Origin of the sequence: Streptococcus suis, from assembly GCF_019856455.1 — a bacterium.
GTDB classification, from domain to species: domain Bacteria; phylum Bacillota; class Bacilli; order Lactobacillales; family Streptococcaceae; genus Streptococcus; species Streptococcus suis_AE.
The window spans coordinates 1,327,092-1,350,541 of sequence record NZ_CP082205.1; the positions used below are offsets into that span (position 1 = coordinate 1,327,092).

Below are 23,450 nucleotides of genomic sequence, written 5' to 3' on the forward strand. Positions count from 1 at the left end.
TTAAAAATTATTATTTCCTTACCAAGTAATCCCCCATGTATTATGCAAGTTCTTTGAGCTGCAAAGCACACATAAATATCACTAATAAATATAATTGCTTTGTGATAATTATTTAAGAGGCGAATTAAGTTCAAAAATTTAATGCCGAAATTAAAGATACTATAATCTAATTCCTAATAGCCATTCAAAAATATAATCATTAACTTTTACAAAAAATTGCTCATGACCATATTCTGGAACAATCTGCATGTTTTTTTTCACAATTTAATCTGTTAAAAATAGCAAATTGTGTTGATGGTGGACATACTTCATCTTCTAGCCCTGTAACAAAACCTACAGGACAACTTATTCTATGGGCTAAATTTTTTACATCTATATACGATAAAGTATGTAATATGTCTTCTTCAGTTTCATGAAACGGATCCGTAAATTTGAAGTATCTGAACAATTCATCGTAAGCTTCTGAGTTGTTACCAAGTTCTAAGACCCTTTTAAAGTCACTTAAAAATGGATATACAGTCATAACTTTAGAAATTTTAGGATTTAATGCCGCTGCCACCAAAGCTAATGCTCCACCTTGAGATGCACCATATGCAAAGAGATGTGTGCTTTCAACAAAGTCAAATGCCGAAACAATCTCAACCAAGCGGTAAACATCCAAATATACATCTTTAAAGAATAACTTTGATGGTCCCTCAATCATTCCCCTAATTACTTGTCCTTTAGCAGTTGTTCCTTCAAAACGCCCAAAATCTTGAGATTTGCCAGCCTGACCTCGAACATCCATCGCAATTACACCATAGCCAACTGCAACAAATTTTAAAAGTTCAGACCACTCCCTACTTTGACCCTGGTATCCATGGAAATGAAATATGACAGGAATTTTCTTATCCGTTTTCGGAAATAAACATTTTGCATATACTTTAGAAAAGTCCGTTCCTTCAAAATACAATTCATATGTTTTTATTACATCAGTAGTACAGTCTCTTTCAAATAATTCATAGGAAATTGGATGTTCTACAGATGCTATAGCATCTGACCAGAATTTATCAATATCATCGGGTTTTTCCTGTCTCCCATAATATTGTTTCATTTGTTCTAGTGACATCGTTTCAATCATAACTCACCTTATCTAATGGATGTTTTTGAATAAAATGATAGAATGCGCCTAACATACCGGCCGCATTTTCATGTTCCGCAAATAGTAATTTTGTTTTTTCAGAAAGATGGGGAAGAAGATGTTGTTTTAATGACATTTGCAGTTTTGGTTCTAAATATTCTTTTTGCCCCATAATGCCCCCACCAAGAACTATTACTTCTGGATTGACAACATAACAAATCGAAGCTATGCCTTTACATAATGTATCAACCAACCGATGTATTGCTGCTTGACAAATTCTATTTCCAGCCTTTGCTTCTGCAAAGACCCTGAAACCATCCCATTCGCCTTCTGAATCTTCATGTAATTCAGCTACATAACTGACCAAGGCTTTTGTAGAAGCAATACTTTGGAACTCCCCTTCAGCCAGTGGAATATAGCCTACTTCACAGGCCGCATTACTAAATCCATGATATATTTCCTTGTTTATTAACAGACAGCCACCGATGCCTGTGCCAACGGTTAAACATAGTACAATTTTAGCATCTTTACCTGCTCCAGAAATCCCTTCAGCCAGGCCAGCACAGTTGACATCATTTTCCATTTCACAAGGCAGACCAAATGTTGCCTCGATTACAGCCTTAAATTTTGTTCCAGCGTAGTTAGGAATTTGTGGACCGGAGTAGAAGATTTCCCCCTTCTCATGGTCGACCATGCCTGCTGAGGAGATGGCTACACCATCAATGCCTGAGCTTTCCTTGTATTTTCCAACCAAATCCTTAACCGTCGCAAGGATATGCGGACCACCCAGATGAGCCTGGGTATCCATTTTATGCTGCTCTAGGAGCTGCCCTGCCTGGTCAACCAGGCCATACTTAATCTGGGTACCTCCTATATCTACTGCTAAATAGCGTGTCATAGGTTACCTCCATTAGCCGATAAAGGTCGCCTTAGCCTGCACAATCATGTCCGCCGCTTCCTTGGCAATGGCCAAATCCGCCTCATTTAGTGAAGACAGGGGTTCCCGAACAGATCCGATGTCCAGGCCTTCATTGATACGGAGAACTTCCTTGATGACAGCGTACATGTGACCGTGACCAGAGCAGAGTTTTGTAATAATTCGATTGATTTCAGCCTGGAGTTCACGGGCTTTTTCCAATTCTTTCTTAGCAATCAAATCATATAGGGCCAGAAAGAGTTCCGGCATAGAACCGTAGGTCCCACCGATACCACCGCCAGCTCCCATGAGACGACCGCCCAAGAATTGCTCATCTGGACCATTGAAGACAATGTAGTCTGGACCAGCAATGTTGATAAAGGTGTCAATGTCTTGCACTGGCATGGATGAATTTTTCACCCCGATGACACGAGGATTCTTCAGCATTTCCTTGTAGAGGCTTGGCGTCAAAGCCACACCAGCCAACTGCGGAATGTTGTAAATCATGAAGTCCGTATTTGGTGCAGCACTGCTGATGCCGTTCCAGTAGTCAGCGATGCCGTACTCTGGTAGGCGGAAATAGATCGGCGGAATAGCTGCAATGGCATCAACACCCAATTCTTCAGAGTGACGGGCCAATTCTTGACTGTCCTTGAGATTGTTGCAGGCCACATGGTTAATAATGGTCAATTTACCACGCGCCTCTTCCATGACTGCCTCAAGGACCTGCTTGCGGTCTGCCACACTCTGGTAGATGCATTCACCAGACGAACCATTGACATAAAGACCTTTCACACCCTTGTCAATAAAGTAACGGGTCAGAGCCTTGACACGGTCCGAATCAATTTCTCCATTTTCGCCGTAACAGGCATAAAATGCTGGGATAATTCCTTTGTATTTTTCTAAATGAGACATTTTTTTACTTCCTATTCTTTTATTTTTTAAAGTGAATAGGGCTAGCATAACTGCAAGCCCTATCAATATTATTACTTAATGATTTCTGAGAGCTTAACTTTTCTATCTTCATTTAGAGAAAGGGTACAAGCATCTGCTGAGGCAATAGCTTCCAACGCAGCTTCTCCAGTAAGTAATTTCTTATATTCGTCAGATACAGATCCGCCTTCCATGATTTCATGAAGGAATTTCATTTCTTTATTGATAATCGAGGCTAGCCACATTGGTGTACGTTTGCCAGGTTTACCATAAGCAATAGCACCATCCATTTCTGTACTATAATAAATTCTAGTACGATCGTCATCCTCTTCTTGGGACTCATGCACCAAGAAATGAGTCTCTTGACCATTCACTTTCAAAGTACCTTTCGTGTTAAACATATCTAGTTTGATTGCCCCTTTTGTACCTTGAATTAGAACATAATGTTCACCCCAATGATATGCTGATCCCCATTCTAAAACTGCAAATCGTTTTCCTGGGAATTCCATATTTACAATAATCATATCATCTTCATCACCAAAGTTCTCTCCGACGTGGGCCACATTACCTCCAATCATAGTAACGGTTTCAGGTAGTCCACCCATGATAAATTGTACACAATCCAATTCATGAATATGATGGTATAGATGTCCACCGGATTTCTCACGAATTTTCTTCCATGAAACTGTCTCCTGCATTTCTTCCCATCCATTACGAGCAGTGTGAACATATAAAATATCACCAATTGCTCCTTCGCTAATCAATTTTTTGGCATGCTGTACGCCATTAAAGAAGTTCATGATATGTCCTGCCATGAATGTAACACCACATTCTTTACAAGTCTCCACCATCTCCTTACAATCTTCAAAATTCAAGGCAATTGGTTTTTCACAGAATACATGCTTCCCATTCCTTGCAGCTTTAATAACTGGCTCTTTATGGAGGTAGTTTGGCGTTGCAACGATAACACAGTCCACGTCTTCACTTGAAACGAGGTCGTCAAGAGAGCTTACTTCTACTGCTCCTAACTCTTCAGCAATCGGACCAGCATTTTCTGGATCATAAACTTTTGTGATGATAGCTCCATCATTAAGTTTCAAATATCGTGCCAATTCTGCACCAAAATAACCTGTTCCTACTACACCATATCTAATCATTTAATTTCCCTCTTTCTTAATTATTAATGATATCTGAAATTTCTAAATCTACATACTGCACTACGTCCGACAAATGCAACTCATTTCTTGACCATGAATCATATTTTTCAAATAATAACCCTAGATGGCCGTTTGGTAATTCTGTAATTGCTGAATATGAATAACCAAATTTTGGTAAATCAACATTGTAAGAATACTTCCACTCTACAGTATCATCACTATTAATCAAGCCTATCCAAATTTGACCAGTTCTACGACCAGAAGAATTATTTGGTGTTGACAGAATAATTGCATCTTTTCCATCAATTTTTTTAGAATATTTAATTGCTGTTACTTGAGTTCCATAGTTTGTTTGAACAATATGATCTAAGTAGAATACATCCGACCATGATTCTCCTGAATCATAGCTTGTCATATAAGCAATTTTGCCAGTTGTTGTTCTAAAGAATGTACGAATCACACCTTCTCTAAGTTCGACCATCTGTGCTTCAGCAGTTGCGTTTTTGAAAGGAACTGGTGCAGAAGATTTTTTCCAGTTTAACCCTCCATCATCAGTAATTAAGTATGTTAACTCACCACGAGTATAGGTGGCAAATATTGTACGACTACTGTTTGATAGCGATAATCCTTGTCCTGGACTAAAGTATGGCGCGTTATGATTAATTCCTAAGAACGGAGGAAACAATTTAAAGTTGCTCCAGGTTTCGCCTTTATCTTTACTAATGGTGTAACCTAAGTAATTCGTTCTTGCTACTTTAAATAAAGAATCCTTATAAAACACATTCATAGGAACATGCTTGCCATTATGAAACTCTTGCAAGCTACCATTATCGTAACTAACAGAGTACTGTTCTACCGTTAATGGCTTATCTGCTTCAAAAACTTCATATCTGTCGTTTAATCTATAATTTGTCGGTGTATTCCCAGTATCCTCATAAATAACACCGTCTTCACGAACCGAATAATTATAGTCTGCATCTCCCTCTTTTTTCAATTTCAGGTAATATTTACCTTCAATCTCTTTATATCCTGAGTCGTTCCGATTAGCGTTTCCATTTCCAATGCCAAACGGCATAGCATCTGCTAACATAATTACATTGCCAGTTGTCCGGTCTTCTACTAAAGCAGAGTCAATAAATGATGCACTACCATTTATTTGTGCGTCTCTTAAGCCTGTCGCTCTTGGCCAAGTCAATAGCTCCTCAGCATAATCATCAAATTTCAATGTCAATTGTGGAGTCGACCAATTCTGCCCGTTATCATCACTATACGAGGTAGCAATATTAATCTTGCTTTTAGAATCATGTGTGCCACCATATCGAGCATCAATACTTGATAATACTCTCCCATTACTCAATGTATACAATGTTGGAATACGGAAGTAATTGGCATTAGTAGCATCACCAGATCTAAAAATGTAACTATACGGTAACTGACCAACCTTACCCTGAATTTCTTCATCAGATAATATACGATTATAGATTGAAAGCTGGCTAACTTGACCGTTCATAGTATATGCATCGCGTCCTTCTCTATTCACGCTACCAACACTTACATTATCAAGTCCCCCAATACCTGAAATTGGAAGAAAATTATTAACAGTCTCTGAAATAATTTTCGTACCATTCACATAAACTGTATATGTCTTTGCAGTTGAATCAGCTATAAATACAACTGTATTTTCAACTGGCTCTCCTTTATGTATTCCCCAAATTGACGCTGGGCGGCTAAATAGATAATTAATGCCTCTTTGTTGATCTCGAACCTCTATTCCAATCTCTCCGGTATCTCTCATAAATATTGAGAAATAATTATTTCTAAAACCTGCTTTACTATTAGATGCTCCGAATAGAGCTTGTAATTGATTTGGTGTGTTCGATTTAAATTTTAAGACTACACTCTGAGTTTCTCCACTAATTTTATCAAATGCCTCAGAAGTAATGTCTATACCTTTATTGTTTAAAACATAATTACCAGAATGGAATTCATTTGAATTTTCCACCACTGAAATATTACTTTCTTCTGATTGAACAACTATTGTCGAAACAGATGTTAATAATGTAGTTGATAAAAGGATAATACCAAACATTGAAATTAACTTATTATTTTTCATTCTTTACCTCTTTATTTCACAGAACCTTCACTTAATCCACTAGCAATCTTATTTTGAATAATTGAGAAGAAAATGATTGATGGAAGTACTACAATGACAGATGCTGCCATCATGTCTCCCCAATCAAGAATTTCAGAACCATTTAATGACCGCAATGCTACAGCGACTGTCATTTTACTTGTATCATTTATCATAATCAGCGCATATAAAAATTCATTCCAAGCATTGATAAATGTATAAATCGCAGTTGCAACAATACCTGGAGCCACAATTGGCAATACAACTTTATAGAATGTTACAAATTTATTTGCTCCATCAATCCTTGCCGCTTCTTCTATACCAATTGGAACAGTTTGAAAGAATCCAACTAATAACCAAACAGCATATGGCACACTAAACGAAAGATAAATTAGCATTAAGCCAAATAAACTATTTGTCAAACCTGCCTTAGCAATTGCAATTGAGTATGGAATTGCAAGTAGAATTGGCGGGAAGATATAAGTCGTTACCAGCAAGCGTGACATGATCGCTCCCAATTTTGGGAAAAAGCGTACAATACCATATGCAGCCATTGAAGATATAATGGTTGCAACTACCGTTGCTGATAATGCAAGTAATAATGAGTTACGAATATTTGTAATAAAATTTAAATCATTAATTACATGTGTAAAATAATCAAATGTAAATGTTTGTGGCCAAAATCTAGTTGGAAATTGTGTTAATTCTCCCTTACCTTTGATTGAAGAAATAATAATCCAAACCAGAGGAAAAATTGCGATAATCGTCGCACTGGCCAAGAAAAGATGAGAAAAAATGTCTAATAGAAGTCCGTTTTTCTTCTTCATTATTTACCACCTTCCTTTTCCCATTTACTGATAATTCCAAAATATACAAAACAAACTGCCAATAAGAAGATAAATAATAAAACAGTGACAGCTGATGCTCGACCTAATAATTTTGTTCCCCAACCTAAGTTATATGCGAAGATAGGCAGAGTCATTGTTGAGTTGGAAGGTCCACCACCAGTAATTAGATAGATAAGGTCAAAGTTATTGAAAATCCAAACTGTTCTTAAAACAACCAATAACCCTACAACCACTTTGATATGTGGGAATGTAATGTATCTAAAAACTTGAAATGTTGATGCTCCATCAATTCTTGCTGCTTCAAATTGTTCCTGTGGAACAGTTTGAAGAGCAGATAAAACATTGACCATAATCATTGGTGCACCAAACCAAATATTGATGAATACCAAACAAATAAATGCCCAGGTACTGTCTGCCAAGAACGATGGCGCCATGTCCATCAAACCAAGTTTAACAATCATATTCGGTAAATAGCCATATACACCATTCAAAATCCATTGCCATGAAAATGCAATGACAATCGTAGGAAAAGCCCATGGAATGATGAGCAATGTCCGATATAACTTTTTAAATCGTTTTACTCTATGTAATGCCAACGCTAAACCAAATCCAACTAGTACTTGTCCAGTTAAGGAGAATATCGTCCATTTCAATGAATTAAAGAAGGCATTAAAGAAATTTGGATCTGATAGTACTTTTACATAGTTATCAAAACCTACGAACTTGTAATTCGGCATGATTAAATGTTTGTTAGTGAAACTATAGTAAATACTTGAGAAAAAGGGATAAACAAATAGTAAACCAACTATAATCATTGCCGGAAGTACAAAAATCCATCTAGTCAAATTTCTATCTTTGACCATATTTTACTCCCTTCAATTAATGGTTTGGAGATAATTATCTCTAATTATCCCCAAACAAATTACTCAATTTCTACAGCTACTGATTCAAATATATCGTTTAATTGTTTTTCCGCATCTTTAGCTGCTTCCATTGGGTCTTTCCCATTTGAGACAATTTCTTGGAACATTTGTTCAATGATGTGTTGGTTAGTTAACAAACCAGCTTGCACACTTGGTTTATTTTCATAACCAATTGCTGTACCTGATTTAACTGCGTCTAAGATAACTTCTTCTGCATGTTGGAATTTTTGACGAGTTTCATTTTCTTTATATCCTGGAAGATCTGTAATACCACTGATTGAAGGCAACATTCCTACAGGTGTAGAATCAAGGAACTCCAAATAGTTGTCATCTTGATACAAATATTCAAGGAAAGCTTTAGCAACTTCTGGATGTTTTGAATTTTTCCAAACAACCATTGGAATATTTGAAGTTTCAATACCGTGAGTTTCATCTGATTCATTGATTTTTGGCATTGGATAAGCATCAATTGAATCTAATAAATGTGGGCTGTTAGCTTCAACACCTCCAATATGGAATCCAGAGTTGAAGTCGAAGGCTGTCTTACCTTGATAGAAGAGGGTTGCTTGTTGCAATACGTTGAAGTTTAATGCATCTTTAGGGGAAATTTCATTAAACATCTTTACCCAATATTTAATTCCTTCTTGAGCCAAATCGCTTGTTAGGTCAACTTTTAAATCATCAGTAATCAGGCTTCCCCCACCACTGCGAACATAGAAATTCAAGAAGCGTGTACCCATCAAGTCATTTGTTCCAAATGGGACTGAAATTCCATAGACATCATCTTTGGTCAATTTTTTACTCGCTTCATATAATTCGTCCCATGTTTTTGGCACTTCGATATTGTTTTCTTTAAGTAAGTCAGTCCGAACCCACATAACTTGTGCGTGTGAGTAAAGTGGAATAGAATAGTATTCATCTCCAATTTTCGCTTCATTCAGGGCTGTCTCATTGAAACGTTCCTTACCAATATGATCAATCGTATCATTAAGTGGAAGAATCGCATCAGAGTTTATCATCTCCATTACGTGTCCTGGAAGAGCTGTACTAATATCCGGAACATTACCGTTAGCTAAACCAGTAGTCCATTTTGTATAGAAGTCACCCCAAGAAAAAGTTTCAATTTTAATTTTTACTTTTGGATTTTGTTCCATAAATTCATCAGCTGATTTTTGGATACTTTCCAATCGTGGCCCCTGGGTGAAAGAATGCCACATAACAATTTCGCCCGACAATTCTCCAGAATCACTCGTTGCAGTTTTTTCTGTATCAGTCGATCCACTTGCACAGGCTGCTAACCCAATTGTAGTTAAAAACAAACCTGTATACTTTATAAATTTGGATAGTTTGCTCATTTTATATTCCTCCTAATTTTTTATAAATGAACTTTAAATACTATTTTTTTAACTGGAAATTCATTGATTCCCACCTTTGGCTGATGTAAATCCTGGGGAAACGTAATCAAGCATGTTCCAGCATCCAACTTCACAATTTGTTCAATTTCACCTTCAAATAACTCTATATCATTTTCTGAATCATATGGATGAGTCACTTGAGTACTACTTCTTGATGACGTCGCCATAGCCTCTACATTACTTACAACCAAGTGAATGTCTAAATATTTTTTATGAGTTTCAAAAAATTCCCCTGGTTTTCCGTCTGCTATATATGTAAAGCAATTACCAAATAGGTTATCACCATCGATATCAATATTACCTTCAGGCAAATTCAGTAAATCAGTTTCTTCAACATATTTTACCAATTTATCAAAATGTGGATTCAAACACTTGTATGTGGCTAAATCAGAGATATTCGTAATTATCATATTCCCTCCTTTAACTAATATTTAGTCTCTTTACAAATACCCTCTACTGCTTGTATAAAACGCTGTGCAATTTCTTTTGGTCTAGTTATCGCTCCTCCAATGACAATGCCAGCTGGATTTAGCTTCGCAACACTCAAAGCATCTTCGATGGTGTGAATTTTTCCTTCTGCAATCACATCTAAACCTGCATCTACTAAATCTTTTACCAATTTCAAATCAGGTCCGTCAATCTTAGGACTGTATGCTGTGTAACCAGATAAGGTTGTTCCGATAAAATCAATACCACAAGCTGCAGCAGTCAAACCTTCTTCAAAGGTACTTATATCTGCCATAAACATTTGATTAGGATACTTTTCTGTTATTTTTGAAAGGAAATCCTCTAAAATTTCTCCACCAACTCTTTCACGTTTTGTACAATCCAATGCAATTACGTCAATGTCTAATTCTGCTAATTCATCAACCTCCTTCATAGTTGCTGTAATAAATGGTTCTGTAGGAGGATAATCTCTTTTGATAATTCCAATAATTGGAAGTGAGGTAACCACCTTAATTTCTTTAATATCTCTCACACTATTTGCTCGAATTCCCACAGCTCCAGCTTGTTCAGCCGCTTTTGCCATTAGTGGCATAATTCCACCATCTTCTGAATATAGGGGTTCATGCGGTAGTGCTTGACAAGAAACTATTACGCCTCCTTTTATTTTTTTCTTTAACATTTCCTTTCTATCTTTTTTATCAAACATAAAGACCTCCTTTTTATGTATCCGCTTACATTTTCATTCTACAAAATAACACTTTGTTTGTAAACAACCTATATTAACATCGGTACAAGTTTCAAAAAATATATCTATATTGTCAAATTATTGAAATTAGTTTCAAAGTATAAAAAAACTGATGTTTGGAGTACATCAGTTTCTTGTTAATCTCTAATTGTTAAACATTGTGTTTTTCAGAATTACCAATAGATTCTAGTGATTCTTTATAGATTTTTTCTTTTTGCCCACTGTCGTTGCGTTTAAAATATGCATAAATGATATCCTAATAACATAAAGGAAATTGAGGTGATATTCTTGTTCCATAATTTAGATGTCTCTCATTTGCAATTTGTACATGCTCAGAGAATCTAGTCAAATAATTTTTCTCTGATGAAAGTAAAACAGTTTTTGCTCCTTTTGAATGAGCAACTGCTAATGCATTTATTACTGTTTTCGTTTGACCCGATAATGAGAAACCAAATACTAAACAAGTGTCATCCAAAGTTCCATTTGTCCAATTCATTAGGTCAGGTTCAGTTACTGCTTCGCATGCAACTCCAAGTCGCATAAATCTTAAATGTGCTTCACTAGCAACAAAGCCACTACTCCTCACCATAGAAATATACCCGTTTAGCTTCATCTATCATATTTGCAATTGATTCCAATTGTATTTCCGATATGATGCTCTTGGTTTTCTCCATCAATTCGTTATATTCAAAAAATATTTTTGTCGTAATATCTTGAAACGAGCTATAGGTCTTAGTTAAATATTTCTGACTAAATTGAAATTCGAATACAAACTCTCTATACCCTGAAAAACCGCACTTTTTTGCAAATCTTGTTAATGCCGACTTTGATACATACAGCAATTTTGTCATTCGTTCTGCTGACAAATCTTCATCATAGTGAGATTCATTAAAAAAATAATGCTATAATTTTTTCGGAGTTACTCATGATTTCATAATTATTTTTAATTACCTCTAATATATTTATCGATTGAACCATACAAACTCCTTCATTATTCTAAAAAATATCTTCAAAAACTTCGATTATTGGAATAAAACTGCTGCAACTATTACCGTAGAAAATCCATTATTATACAGTGATAAACCTTTATGTAGCCAAAAAGTTATTATTACCATATTCAAATGAATCAAGCCGGCTATTATTCCATATTTTTTTCCATATTTACTTGAAATTGGAGCAAGACCACAGCTGAAAAGTAATGCAAGTTGAAATTGTAAATCAGACAACTGGATTTGAGATAAAAATGCTCCTATAAATATCCCTATTGAAATTGGGTAACAATTTTTAATATTTTTTCCAAAAGCACTGAAACCCAATAAATTTATCAACCCTCCTAATATTGGACCCGAAAGATGACCACTAACCAAAATCAATATTAATAAATAAATGGAACCATTTATAAACATATTCAACAAAGTTGTTAACAAACCGAATCTTTCCAAGTAATCATTCGGAGCATTCTTCTTACTATTTGTCAAACTTTTAAAATTTTTATAACGTATTTTCTTTCTGTGAACAAACAGATAGATAACAAGAAATAGCAATATACCTAAGAAATATACAATAGGGTATACTGAAAATTCAGAAAGAACAATTTTTACCGGGGGAGGTCCTACACCAAAATACTCTAATATTAACAATGCAATCATAGAAATTATACCTGTAGTAAAACCAAAATTGTAAAGTGAAAATCCCTTATGAAAATCATGGAAATGTTCTGCGAGCGGTAATGATAAAAATCCCAATACAAAACCTAACAAACTCGAAATGATAAAATTATCTAGTGTATGACCTGTTCCTAATGCTAAATAACTAACCAACGGTGCTGTTCCTGTCGCGAACAATATTACAGGTTGAGAAGACTTCTCTCTATCACGGCTTATTGAAACATATACAAGCCCGCCAAAAATAATTGGTAAAACATTTAGATAATGCGTGCCAAAAAAAGCGTGGCCAATAAATGTACCTAATGCTGCAAATTCTAGACCAGTAACATTAGTTTTACCATATACTTTTAACAAAAAATACACAATCAAGAAATGCATAGCGACATTAAAAAAAGTAACTGATAGTCCAGCAGTTTCTAAGAAATCATGAATTAAATACGTTTGCTCACCTAAAAGGAGACTAATATTATCGAAAAAATATCTACTATCCGGCATTAACATTGAAAATATCAATGTATATATAAACAGAAAAACAATGTAATATCTTTTATCTGTAAACATTATTCCTCCATACAGCATAATTTCACTTATGATATTATGATAGCATGCAAAAAAAAAAAAGCAACAACGTGCAATAATAAACTAGTTGTGATACAATGTAATTAGCTTACCGCTCTACAACTTTAAACTCTTGTAGCAAGCACAGTAAGTGAGTACCCACTTACGATAAAATTAACGAAGCAGACGCCTTTGGCTCTGCTCAGATTGAAGAAAAAGCCCATTTTGGACAATTTTTTTCAATCTTTTTTCTTTATGTTGAAAATTAAAAACTCTCAGAAACGCCGAAATATCAATGTTTCTAAGAGTTTAATAACTTGCTATCTTTCGCAAACTTCTTCAAGTTTTTATATTTTTAGGAGTTTGTCTACGTTCTGAAGCCGTAAAAACGGCTTGTTTTTTTATTATTATAGCAGAAAATCAATATTTTGTCTTACTTGTTCCTCTTAAATTCTCTCCCGTAACTTTTCGACAAAGAGATAGGCTGCGGGACAAATCAGAGTATTTTTTATTGTTAAATTATTGATTTGATAAATCTTCTTGCGGTCAGTATGCGGAAATTCTCGACAGGCTTTGGGACGAGCGTCATAGATACTACATAGATTATCGCCTCCAAGGAAGGGACAGGGCATGGATTGAAATACCTTATCTCCGTCCTCATCCACACGCAAATACATATCCTCAAAAACTGGAAGTTTCATGCGTAAATGCTTGGCAATTCGGGTAATATCTGCTTCTGTAAAGAGTGGTCCCAACGTTTTACAACAGTTGGCACACTCTGTACAGTCGATTTCAGAAAATACTTCGGCATGAATATCTTGAACAATTCTATCCAAATTTTTAGGTGCTTTTTTCTTCAAATTTGCTAGAAATTTTCGATGTTCTCCTTGCTTCTGCTGGGCCAATTGCTTGTATCTTTCAATGTCGACGGTCATAAACTCTCCTTTTCGACCACTATTATACCACAAACTAGCTATTGAGCTCTGCTATTTTTCAAAACCTTCTTCAGAAAAAATCCTGCGGGAAACTTCGGCTACAGGTAGACCAATAATGGTGTAAATATCCCCTGAAATGCCCGCCACAAAGCGTGGATCCAGCTCCTGAATACCGTATACACCTGCCTTGTCGAGCGGCTGCTTTTCACGGATATATGATTGAATAACCTCTTCAAGGGATAATAGTCGACAAAATCAATCTGTGCAACCGTATAAAAAACATCCAGTGAGTGACTTGTCCGTAGGCAGACAGATGTTACAACGTGATGACTCTTTCCAAAATAGGAACGTAACATGGTTTCAGCTTCTGTCAAATCTTGAGGCTTGTTAAAAATTTGCCCATCTGACACGACGATTGTATCCGCAGAAATGTAGAAATGACCAGTTACCAAATCCATGTCCGATTTGGCTTTGGAAATTTCACAACAGGTTTTTGCAGCTCGAGTGAGAAAATCATCTGTAGCGAATTGTTTCATAAAATGTTTTTCGATACCACGCTCATCCACTTCACTGATGCAATTTGTGGTTGTAAAAATCCCAATAATTGTTTACGACGCGGGGAGTTACTAAGCAGAACGTAAGAACTAATCTGCTCACGATCCCCTCTTTTTGATATTGAAATACAGTTTGCATGTTTCCTCCAGTCAAAAACAGAGTCCGAAGACCCTGTTTTCAGAAGATTGATTAATTTTCTTTTCTACGACCTACTGCCATGGCCAGTCCTGCAAGACCTAAACCAAACAGGCTGAGCGTCAGATTCATCTGATCACCAGTATTTGGCAAGACTCCTGCTTTTGTAGTTTTTACTGGACTTGCTACTTCTGGTTTTTTATCTCCTACTTTCGGAGAATCAACTGGGGCCTTCTTGTCCGTTGCTGAAGTATTTTGTACTTGATTAGATGGTGAATCCGTATTTTCGGCTGGAACAGTTTCTGGATTTGAGGCTGGATTTTCTGGATCAGTATCCAATAAAATTTCGATAAAGTCTGGGTAGCCATCTTCATCCGTATCAATGCTTGAATTTACAGGAATGATACGTGAATATGGGTTGACAACCTCATAAGCTGATAAGTCAGCTGTCTTTAGATATTCAGCAAAGACGCTGTCCATTGAAGGACCTTCTTCACGTGCTCCACCAAGCATTGTGTAGCCATCACCACCAGCAGCAAGGAAGTCATTTGTTGCTAAATAGTAGTTTTTTTCAAGATCCAAGGCGTCATATTCGCCAGTCTCTGGATTAAGAATACCGATACGAAGAACACGTTCTTCTACAGGAAGAGTTGGATCGTAGAATACGTTTGCTCCTGAAATGTGTAGGAATCCGCCACTAGCTTCAAAGAGTGGCATACCATTTTCATCTAAAAGCATCTCGCCAGTTTCTGGATTCACTTGCAATGTAGATGATAAAGACTTGGTAAACATATCATAAATTTGCTGACCAGTCACAGTGATTTGAGAAACAATGTTACCAAATGGCAAAACTGCAATAATATCACCTTTTGTAACAGGCTGATCTTTAGCAATTGTTGCACGTAGACCACCGTTAGTCACAGCAAGGCTAGTTTTGTTTGAAAATCCTGTTTGACCATAGGCATAGATCGCATCCGTCACTGCATTCCCCAAGTTGGTTTCACGAACACGCACGTTTGAGCGGTCTCCGTTTAATTCCACTGGGTTATTTTCGATAACTACTTGAGCATTTTCAGCTTCATATTTTGCTTTAATTTCATCAACCAAGGCTGCGATTTTAGCATTTGGCGTCACGTTTTTAGTATCCGCGGTAGAAATCAAACCAGCTTCACCCAATAATTTATCGGATTTCAAGGTTACTTTACCGATATTGTTCAAGTAAGAGCCTGTTTGATTATAAGTAACGTTATCTCCATAGGTAGTCGCTTCTACCGTGTGGGAATGACCGTCGATAACAATAACACGTTTACCAGCTAATTTGCTATTTTTAGAAAGTGCTTCAGCAAGAGTTGAACCTCTCCATTCAACAGGTGTTGTAGAATCGACACCTAGGTGAGCTAGAATGATATAGTTCTTGTAAACACGATTATCTGCTAGAGCACGTGCTTCCACTTCGTCAATCACTTTATTGACTTCTATGACTGGGTCGGTAAATATTACTCCCTCAACATTTTTAGGATGGGTTTTTGTAGCAGTCTCAGGTGTTGTTACACCGATAACTACAAATTCATCGCCTACAACAGTTGGAGTTTTATCGACGATAGTCGAAGCTTCAAAAACACGAGCACCATTAACGTAAGTGTTAGCACTCAATAGCGGGAAGTTCAAAGTTTCCTTGTACTTGATTGCTTGATCCATCCCAAAGTCAAATTCATGGTTACCAACAGCCATTGCATCATAGCCGACTTGGTTCATGATATTGGCGCGGTCTTCACCTTTTGTAGAGTTGGAAATTGGAAGTCCTTGGAAGGCATCCAGCATCTACTACAATTGTATTTTCTACTTTGGCACGTTCTTCTTCAATGACTGCTGCAGCCTTAGCGTCACCGATGACATTCTTTTCTTCAAGAATGCGACCGTGAACGTCGTTTGTGGATAATGACTGCCTCTACTGTTTCTTCCGCAGCAGAACAACAGTTTCCTCCGTTGCTACATTTTCAACTGACGTTGCTGGCTGATTGGTTGTGGTAGCTGCAGTCGTTGTCTCAGCAGCTTGTACTTGTTGAGCTAAAACAAATGGAGCTAACAAGAGTGTGGACATTACAGGCAACAAGATTTTTTTCTTTTTCATAAATAGACCTTTCTTCGACATTTTTTATATCTCTATTATACACTTTTTACCAAAAACAAAAACATTAAAATCGCTTACATGTCAAAAAGGTTCGAAATAAGGGAGCGGGAAAGAACTCGACTGGTCAAAAACATACTAAGATTAGTAGTGAGGAAATCTCCGACGGGAGAGAGTACTCACTACTTTTTTCATTCTCAAAATGATAAAGTAGAGGTGTCTTGTTAAGTCGAGAACTCTTTTGACGCTAGACGTCGCATCAAAAACTGGCAAGACACCTGTTTTAGAAAGAATGTTATCAAAGTATGTGGGACGCCAGACGTCGAGTATTGAAAATGACATCACTAAAACAAGGAATCATTCAAGACAAAGAGGTAATATCATGCGTGCAGTTTTTGGGATTGATGTGAGTAAGGCAAGTTCAGAAGTGGCCATTCTAGTCAATGGTGAGAAAGTTCATGGCTATACCATGTCCAATGACGCCATCGGCTTTGCTCGGCTACTTGGCGATTTGAGAACCGTCCATAAACCAGAAATCATCTTTGAAGCAACAGGTGTCTATTCTCGCCGTCTCCAAACTTTTCTAGAAGATAATGGCTATGCTTATACAAGGCTTAATCCCTTAGAAGCTAAGAAGCAACTGGATAGCTTGCGTGTGAGGAAAACAGATCAAATTGACGCTGAAAAACTGGCTCAATCTCAATTTGTGCTGAATCGTAAACCCACTTATGTCCAAGAAGAAGTCTATCAAGAACTGCGAGATTTAAGTCGCTTCTATCAGAACTTAACTGAGGACATCGTTCGAGCTAAAAACCGTCTGCACAAGGTCTTGCAAGTCACGTTTCCAGAGATAGAGACTGTCTTATCAAAGCCAACTGGGGAACAATACTGGAACTTAGTTACTGCGTTTCCTTACAAGGACTTCGTGCTTGATTTAAGCAAGGACGAACTCTTAGAGAGCATTCGTCAGTCCACCTCAAAACGGATTTCTGACAAGCGTGTGGCGTATTTAGCTGAGAAGCTGATAGCACTAGCTAATCAATCTTATTGTGCCGTCAAGAAAACCTCTCCAATGCTGGAAGAGGTTCGTTACTATGGAAAAGAATTGCTTCGGCTTTCTGAACAGAGACAAACTGTCCTAGACCAAATGGTGGAACTAGCTCAGCCATTACCTGAATATGACATTCTGCTCTCTATTCCTGGAATAGCTGAGACTACTGCAACAAGTATTATTGGTGAACTGGGAGATATTCGCCGTTTTCAGTCTGCCAACCAAATCAATGCCTTTATCGGTATTGATCTGAGACACTATGAATCTGGCAACTTCCTCGCTAAGGAACACATTACCAAGCGTGGCAATCCCTACGCTAGAAAGATTCTGTTCAAATGTATTCACAATATCGCTTCAGCCAGTCACACCAAGCCTTGCCATATCGCCGACTTTTATGAGAAACGAAAAAGACAATCGCAAACGACTTCTACGAAGCCACACACGATTGCCTCCATACATCGTCTCATTCGGACAATGTATTACCTCATAACGCATAACAAACTTTACGATTACACTTTAACCCAAAATCAGTAAAATTGTTTATGCTATATTATTGTAACACCTTATCAAAAAATTTTCAACATAAGGTGTTAATTTCGTGTACCCTTTTTTACACGTAACTTTAGTCCAAAAGAAAACAATTTCTTTATTTTGACTATTGAACTCGATATATTTTTCATCAAATACCTTGATAGGCTTGACAAATGGTAGAAAAAGAGTTCGTCTTCCCGCCCCCGCACAGTTGATTAGGTCAGATTTGGAGTGTAAAACACGAATTGCTGAGATTTGCTTCGCAAATCCTATCTCCAACCTTTAACAGTCCACTGGACTGTTAAACCCAATCAACCACTGCGCTGAGATGTTGACACGAACCCTGAGAAGCGAGGTTAAGCTTTTTGCCCAGCCTCCATTTCCTATTTACCAAATACTATTTGTCCATTTGCAATGGTGTAAAGGACCTGTCCTTTCAGACTATCACCAACAAACGGAGAATTAGCAGACTTCGAGGCAAAATCCGCTGTGACCAACCGATTTGCATTTGGGTCAAAAATAACAAGATCAGCTGGGCCATTTTCAGCAAGATAGCCAGCATCAAGACCATAGAGCTTGGCTGGATTAATAGTCATTTTCTCCAACAATTGCACGAGTGTCAGATGCCCTTCTTCCACCAGATGCGTCAAACCAAGTGAAAGCGAGGTTTCCAAGCCTGTCATTCCTGAAGGAGCTTGCGTAAGATCCTCTACATTTTTCTCATCTGCGTGATGAGGAGCATGGTCCGTCGCAATGACAGAGATAACACCAGATTTCAATCCCTCAATAACCGCTAATCTGTCACTTCCCAAGCGTAATGGCGGATTCATTTTAGCATTGGCACCTTTTGTTAGAAGTAAGTCCTCAGTTCGTGAAAAATGTTGGGGTGCGACTTCTGCCGTGACGTTTGCTCCGAGACCTTGAACAATTCAACCACCTTGACCGACTCGGCTTTGGAAAGATGCTGGATATGAACACGCGCACCCATTTCATAGGCAATCATGACATCGCGAGCGACCATACTGTATTCTGCTACGCCAGTTGCTCCACAAACATGAAAATGTTTTTCAGCTACTTGCTCGTTGAGTCCCAAGACACCATTCAGGTCAGGGTCTTCTTCATGCAGACTGATGAGACAGCCTTGCTCTTTGGCTAATTTCATAGCTTTTCTAACCACGCCAGCATTTGTCAAAGGAATACCGTCGTCCGAAAAAGCCACCGCTCCAGCTTCTAACAAAGCAGGAAAATCGGTCAGGTTTTGCCCATCGAAATGATCTGTAATGGTTGCCACACTATAAATATGGATGGCTTCTTTTTTAGCGGAATCCAATACTCCTTTTAAGGTTTCAACATTTGAAATCGTCGGATTAGTGTTAGCCATCATGACAACAGAAGTAAAACCACCCGCTGCTGCAGAAAGAGCTCCTGTATGAATATCTTCTTTATGGGTCTGACCTGGCTCCCGAAAATGCACATGAACATCGACCAAACCAGGAGCAACGACTAATCCTGTCGCATCAATCACTTCTTGCTCAACATCTTCTGAAATAGACTCCGCAATCTTAACAATCTTACTTCCGTCCATCAAGATGTCGCAAACCTTGTCTAAACCAGATTGCGGATCCAATACTCGACCATTTTTCACTAATAACATTCATATTCTCCTTTGTAGTACCAAGCCATTACCATCTACTATCGCAGCCAATCAATTCCTGTTCTGCCTTGTGAAGTCAAGTAGGCATTTGCTTTTGAAAATGGCTTACTTCCGAAAAATCCTCGGTAGGCTGACAGTGGGCTTGGATGAGCAGATTCGATAACCAGATGTTTTGGATTGGTTATCAACGCCTTTTTCTTGCGAGCATAAGCACCCCAAAAATATAGACAACAGGCTGGTCTAAGCTATTGACCACCTTAATAACAGCGTCCGTAAAAGGCTCCCAGATTTGCCTGCATGTCCATTTGCCTGACCAGCTGGCACAGTCAAACAGGCGTTGAGTAAGAGAACCCCTTGTTCTGCCCATGCTGTCAAATCATGATCTTGCTTGACGCCAATATCATCCGTCAATTCTTTTAAGATGTTTTGAAGAGATGGCGGAGCTGGTACCGAGTTCGGAACAGAAAATGACAAGCCCTGTGCCTGACCAGGTCCGTGATAGGGATCCTGTCCCAAAATAACTACTTTAACCTCTTCCAAATCCGTTGTTTGAATGCAGCAAATACCTTCTCACGAGGCGGATAAATGGTTCCACCAGTATAAACATGATCTAAAAAACTGATTAATTTTACCAAAATAATGCTCTGGCAACTGTGCCTTTATCAATTCGTGCCAAGCTGAATGTTCCATAAACTGCTCCTAGTTTGAACTTTTCTCTTTAACAATATAAATCGGACGTTTCTTCGTTTCCAAGAAAACTTTTGCCAAATATTTACCGAGAATACCAATGGTCATCAACTGCAGACCTCCCAAAAATAGGATGATACAAATAGTCGACGGCCAGCCAATTGTAGGATCTCCGAACACCAAGGTTTTGAAAAACCACAAAGACCATTAGAACTAGCGACAATAGGAAGGTGAAGAAACCTGTATAGGAGGCAATATTCAAAGGTGTATCTGAAAAATTGATGATTCCTTCAATAGAATAAGAAAGCAATTTCCAGAAAGACCAACTAGTTTCGCCAGCGACCCTCTCAACATTTTCATAGGGCAAGTATTCTGTTTCGAATCCTACCCAAGCAAAAATTCCTTTTGAAAAGCGATTGTATTCAGACACAGATAGAATGGCATCTACCATGTGACGACGCATGATACGGAAATCACGGGCACCGTCTACTACCTCGACCTGGCTGATTTTATTCATCAATTTGTAGAATAATTTTGCAAAAAAGCTACGAATCGGTGGCTCACCATCTCGACTGACACGACGGGTTCCAACGCAATCTAAATCTGGATTTCCATCCAACATAGCCTTCATTTCCATCAACATTTCAGGTGGATCTTGTAAATCAACATCCATGACGGTCACTAGCTCACCTTGCGCAGCTTGTAGACCTGCATAGAGAGCAGCTTCTTTCCCGAAATTCCTTGAAAAGGAAAGATAGCGAACAGCTCGGTCTTGACCAGACAATTGGCGTAAAACCTTTAGTGTCCTATCCTTTGAACCATCATTGACAAAAATATACTCAAATTGTTCCCCCATTTCCTTACGAACTTTCTCCATAGCATCGTAAAAATAGGGAATTGCCTCTTCTTCATTAAAACAAGGCACGAACTGAAATCATGTTCTTCTCCTCATACGGTCAATTATTGTATTCTCAAAATACGTTAGAGACTATTATACCATTTTACAGGATAAGTTCCCAGAAATCGTGCGTGGGCTCGTTTTAAATCTAGTCTTCCTGCCAAGTTTCTTGATTTTGACGGAACTTTTTAAGCAGATTCAAACCATCTGCATTGATATATCCCTGTACTTTTGCGACCTTGATTAACTCTGAATAATTGCTAAGCGTCACCAATTTCACGCCAGCATTATCAAAATTACGATCTGCCTTTGGCAATCATAAGTAAAGATTGCCACAACACCAATAACGTCAGCGCCTTCACGCTCAGCTGCTGCTACGGCATCTAGAACAGACCCTCCAGTAGAAATTAGGTCTTCAACGACAACCATTTTTGTCCCTTGACGATGCGACCCTCTAATTGATTCCCTGCACCATGATCTTTTGGTTTGCTACGGATATAAGCAAATGGCAAATTCATCCGATCTGCAATGATAGCACCATGTGGAATACCTGCTGTGGCAGTTCCGGCAATCACCTCAACCTCAGAAAAATTCTTCTTCAATGCGTTGGACAAAGCCATCTTCAATCAAATTTCGAGTTTCAGGATAAGATAGTGTAATACGATTATCTGTATAGATAGGGGATTTGATACCTGATGCCCATGTAAATGGCTTTTCTGGACGCAGATGAACTGCCTTAATATCCAATAAGTGTGATGCGATTTCTGTTGCTAGTGTCATAATAGACCTCCTTCTAAATGCGTACCATTCCAACATGACCATCCCTCCGAATAGCCTGTCACTCCTAAAGTACTGGTTCAATCTATGAACCCTACAAAAAACTATATTTATCCCTGTTGAATTCTTACAGACTTCTCTTAGTCCCACCATTTCAATCCATGAATCAAAATACTGTTCAATGAAATTGGTTTTCTCTTTTATTTCTGTCACGGTAAGTTTTTCATCAAGACCTGTCAGGGCCCACTTATCCTCGACATCATCTCTGCGATGGATAATCGCGACCAATTTCCCCTCGAAAGCTGTCAAGGGCTGCCGGACAGCTTTGGAAATGATGTAAACATCTTGCTCTTCACCATCTCCAGCCAATAGATTTGGAACATAGCCGTAATTGATGGGGTACTGGTTGCCAAATTTATCAATATACCCGATAGGTCTATCGATTATAACCTGATAAACCTTATCCACGATTCCACTCCTCTTTAATAGACAAATAGGTCTGGTAAGGATGTTCTGATTTTGTAATCGGGCGACCTACTACGATATAATCACTACCGATTCGAGCAGCATCTGCTGGTGTCATAACTCGTTTCTGATCGCCTACTTCACCGCCAGTCGGACGAATTCCTGGCGTCAGGCACACAAAATCAGAACTCGTAGCATCTTTAATCAAAGCCACCTCATGCGCTGAACAAACCACCCCATCAAGACCAGCTTCTTGTGCTCTTTGAGCATAGTGAACAACCGCTTCCTGCAAACTAGTCTGTATATTCTGGTCCGTTCTCATCTGCTCTTCTGAGGTAGAGGTCAACTGAGTGACTGCTATTAAAACAGCATCCTTACCCAATCCCCTTCGTGCGGCCCGCATCATCTCAACACCACCAGCAGCGTGAACGTTGGTCATATCCACACCGAGTTTTGCCAAGACTTTCATAGCAGACTCGACGGTATTAGGAATATCATGCAGTTTCAAATCTAGAAAAATACTGTGACCGCAGCCTTTCAAATAATTGATAATACCTGGTCCCTCCGCATAATACAACTCCATTCCAACCTTTACATAGAGTTTCTCATCTGGTGGGAACTGTTCCAGAAAAGACTGGACTTCTTCTTTACCTGCAAAGTCAAGGGCAATAATTGGTCTTGTTTCTTTCATAAAATCCTTTCATTTACACAAAAATCCCTGCCAAATCGGTCAGGGATGTGCACGAATTCAGCTTGAAAATCACCTTTCAAGCA

Annotated in this window: 15 protein-coding genes and 8 pseudogenes; 1 reads left to right on the forward strand and 22 read right to left on the reverse strand. The window is 38.1% G+C overall.

Annotation, left to right across the window (positions count from 1 at the left end):
• Positions 1-159: 159 nt before the first annotated feature.
• The 16 genes and pseudogenes from K6969_RS06440 to nt5e all read right to left on the reverse strand — a co-directional run bounded on the left by K6969_RS06440 (position 160) and on the right by nt5e (position 16,616).
• A pseudogene (locus K6969_RS06440) lies at positions 160-1,120 on the reverse strand (acetylxylan esterase).
• Positions 1,113-2,018, reverse strand: a complete 906-nt coding sequence (locus tag K6969_RS06445; protein WP_029174237.1) for an ROK family protein — start codon at positions 2,016-2,018, stop codon at positions 1,113-1,115. Before K6969_RS06445 ends, K6969_RS06440 begins: the two are co-directional and overlap by 8 nt.
• Positions 2,019-2,030: 12 nt before the next feature.
• Positions 2,031-2,951 carry a dihydrodipicolinate synthase family protein gene (locus K6969_RS06450; protein ID WP_002939492.1) on the reverse strand — a complete coding sequence of 307 codons (921 nt, stop codon included), beginning with the start codon at positions 2,949-2,951 and terminating at the stop codon, positions 2,031-2,033.
• Between the two features lie 71 nt (positions 2,952-3,022).
• Entirely contained in the window at positions 3,023-4,126 is a 1,104-nt protein-coding gene (locus K6969_RS06455) for a Gfo/Idh/MocA family protein (protein ID WP_002939494.1), read from the reverse strand.
• Positions 4,127-4,142: 16 nt separating this feature from the next.
• The gene (locus tag K6969_RS06460) at positions 4,143-6,239 is read right to left on the reverse strand and encodes a sialidase family protein (protein ID WP_002939496.1); all 2,097 of its coding nucleotides are present in this window, start codon (positions 6,237-6,239) and stop codon (positions 4,143-4,145) included.
• Between the two features lie 11 nt (positions 6,240-6,250).
• Entirely contained in the window at positions 6,251-7,084 is an 834-nt protein-coding gene (locus K6969_RS06465) for a carbohydrate ABC transporter permease (protein WP_014638956.1), read from the reverse strand.
• On the reverse strand, positions 7,084-7,968 hold the full coding sequence (locus K6969_RS06470) for a carbohydrate ABC transporter permease (protein WP_002939509.1): 885 nt from the start codon (positions 7,966-7,968) through the stop codon (positions 7,084-7,086). The genes K6969_RS06465 and K6969_RS06470 overlap by 1 nt, the downstream gene beginning before the upstream one ends.
• A 59-nt stretch (positions 7,969-8,027) precedes the next feature.
• Positions 8,028-9,383 (reverse strand): ABC transporter substrate-binding protein, encoded by a 1,356-nt coding sequence (locus K6969_RS06475; protein ID WP_014638958.1) that lies wholly within the window; start codon positions 9,381-9,383, stop codon positions 8,028-8,030.
• 20 nt (positions 9,384-9,403) lie between these two features.
• Positions 9,404-9,853, reverse strand: coding sequence for a YhcH/YjgK/YiaL family protein (locus K6969_RS06480; RefSeq protein ID WP_171943051.1), 450 nt, complete (start codon positions 9,851-9,853; stop codon positions 9,404-9,406).
• 14 nt (positions 9,854-9,867) lie between these two features.
• A complete protein-coding gene (locus tag K6969_RS06485) occupies positions 9,868-10,596 on the reverse strand; it encodes an N-acetylmannosamine-6-phosphate 2-epimerase (RefSeq protein WP_014638960.1) in 729 nt (242 codons plus the stop codon).
• Between the two features lie 295 nt (positions 10,597-10,891).
• A complete protein-coding gene (locus K6969_RS06490; RefSeq protein ID WP_321537340.1) occupies positions 10,892-11,224 on the reverse strand; it encodes an SIS domain-containing protein in 333 nt (110 codons plus the stop codon).
• A complete protein-coding gene (locus tag K6969_RS06495; protein WP_321537502.1) occupies positions 11,211-11,486 on the reverse strand; it encodes a hypothetical protein in 276 nt (91 codons plus the stop codon). Before K6969_RS06495 ends, K6969_RS06490 begins: the two co-directional genes overlap by 14 nt.
• Positions 11,487-11,657: 171 nt before the next feature.
• Positions 11,658-12,863: a DUF1576 domain-containing protein gene (locus K6969_RS06500; RefSeq protein WP_321537341.1), complete on the reverse strand. Its 1,206-nt coding sequence runs from the start codon at positions 12,861-12,863 to the stop codon at positions 11,658-11,660.
• 443 nt (positions 12,864-13,306) lie between these two features.
• On the reverse strand, positions 13,307-13,795 hold the full coding sequence (locus K6969_RS06505) for a YkgJ family cysteine cluster protein (RefSeq protein ID WP_002936504.1): 489 nt from the start codon (positions 13,793-13,795) through the stop codon (positions 13,307-13,309).
• 51 nt (positions 13,796-13,846) lie between these two features.
• Positions 13,847-14,488, reverse strand: a pseudogene (locus K6969_RS06510) (Maf family protein).
• Between the two features lie 51 nt (positions 14,489-14,539).
• Positions 14,540-16,616: pseudogene (gene nt5e, locus K6969_RS06515) on the reverse strand (cell surface ecto-5'-nucleotidase Nt5e).
• A gap of 379 nt (positions 16,617-16,995) precedes the next feature.
• Between nt5e and K6969_RS06520 the strand changes: the two are divergent.
• Entirely contained in the window at positions 16,996-18,198 is a 1,203-nt protein-coding gene (locus tag K6969_RS06520; RefSeq protein WP_321537503.1) for an IS110 family transposase, read from the forward strand.
• Between the two features lie 380 nt (positions 18,199-18,578).
• Here the strand turns inward: K6969_RS06520 and K6969_RS06525 are convergent.
• The 6 genes and pseudogenes from K6969_RS06525 to pyrF all read right to left on the reverse strand — a co-directional run bounded on the left by K6969_RS06525 (position 18,579) and on the right by pyrF (position 23,367).
• Positions 18,579-19,849, reverse strand: a pseudogene (locus tag K6969_RS06525) (dihydroorotase).
• A gap of 38 nt (positions 19,850-19,887) precedes the next feature.
• A pseudogene (locus tag K6969_RS06530) lies at positions 19,888-20,539 on the reverse strand (uracil-DNA glycosylase).
• A 9-nt stretch (positions 20,540-20,548) separates the two neighbouring features.
• Positions 20,549-21,461 (reverse strand): annotated as a pseudogene (locus tag K6969_RS06535) (glycosyltransferase family 2 protein).
• Positions 21,462-21,582: 121 nt separating this feature from the next.
• A pseudogene (pyrE, locus tag K6969_RS06540) lies at positions 21,583-22,214 on the reverse strand (orotate phosphoribosyltransferase).
• Between the two features lie 144 nt (positions 22,215-22,358).
• Positions 22,359-22,679 (reverse strand): annotated as a pseudogene (locus tag K6969_RS06545) (inorganic diphosphatase); the annotation flags it as partial.
• Positions 22,672-23,367 carry an orotidine-5'-phosphate decarboxylase gene (pyrF, locus tag K6969_RS06550; protein ID WP_013730369.1) on the reverse strand — a complete coding sequence of 232 codons (696 nt, stop codon included), beginning with the start codon at positions 23,365-23,367 and terminating at the stop codon, positions 22,672-22,674. The pseudogene K6969_RS06545 and the gene pyrF, both read right to left, overlap by 8 nt.
• Positions 23,368-23,450 lie beyond the last annotated feature (83 nt).

Excerpts from the sequence above, each read along its gene's own strand:
- pyrF (WP_013730369.1), bottom strand. The coding sequence starts at position 23,367 with ATGAAAGAAACAAGACCAATTATTGCCCTTGACTTTGCAGGTAAAGAA.
- K6969_RS06485 (WP_014638960.1), bottom strand. The coding sequence starts at position 10,596 with ATGTTTGATAAAAAAGATAGAAAGGAAATGTTAAAGAAAAAAATAAAA.
- K6969_RS06455 (WP_002939494.1), bottom strand. The coding sequence starts at position 4,126 with ATGATTAGATATGGTGTAGTAGGAACAGGTTATTTTGGTGCAGAATTG.
- K6969_RS06450 (WP_002939492.1), bottom strand. The coding sequence starts at position 2,951 with ATGTCTCATTTAGAAAAATACAAAGGAATTATCCCAGCATTTTATGCC.
- K6969_RS06495 (WP_321537502.1), bottom strand. The coding sequence starts at position 11,486 with ATGACAAAATTGCTGTATGTATCAAAGTCGGCATTAACAAGATTTGCA.
- K6969_RS06520 (WP_321537503.1), top strand. The coding sequence starts at position 16,996 with ATGCGTGCAGTTTTTGGGATTGATGTGAGTAAGGCAAGTTCAGAAGTG.
- K6969_RS06465 (WP_014638956.1), bottom strand. The coding sequence starts at position 7,084 with ATGAAGAAGAAAAACGGACTTCTATTAGACATTTTTTCTCATCTTTTC.
- K6969_RS06460 (WP_002939496.1), bottom strand. The coding sequence starts at position 6,239 with ATGAAAAATAATAAGTTAATTTCAATGTTTGGTATTATCCTTTTATCA.
- K6969_RS06490 (WP_321537340.1), bottom strand. The coding sequence starts at position 11,224 with ATGGTGAGGAGTAGTGGCTTTGTTGCTAGTGAAGCACATTTAAGATTT.
- K6969_RS06470 (WP_002939509.1), bottom strand. The coding sequence starts at position 7,968 with ATGGTCAAAGATAGAAATTTGACTAGATGGATTTTTGTACTTCCGGCA.
- K6969_RS06475 (WP_014638958.1), bottom strand. The coding sequence starts at position 9,383 with ATGAGCAAACTATCCAAATTTATAAAGTATACAGGTTTGTTTTTAACT.
- K6969_RS06505 (WP_002936504.1), bottom strand. The coding sequence starts at position 13,795 with ATGACCGTCGACATTGAAAGATACAAGCAATTGGCCCAGCAGAAGCAA.
- K6969_RS06445 (WP_029174237.1), bottom strand. The coding sequence starts at position 2,018 with ATGACACGCTATTTAGCAGTAGATATAGGAGGTACCCAGATTAAGTAT.
- K6969_RS06480 (WP_171943051.1), bottom strand. The coding sequence starts at position 9,853 with ATGATAATTACGAATATCTCTGATTTAGCCACATACAAGTGTTTGAAT.
- K6969_RS06500 (WP_321537341.1), bottom strand. The coding sequence starts at position 12,863 with ATGTTTACAGATAAAAGATATTACATTGTTTTTCTGTTTATATATACA.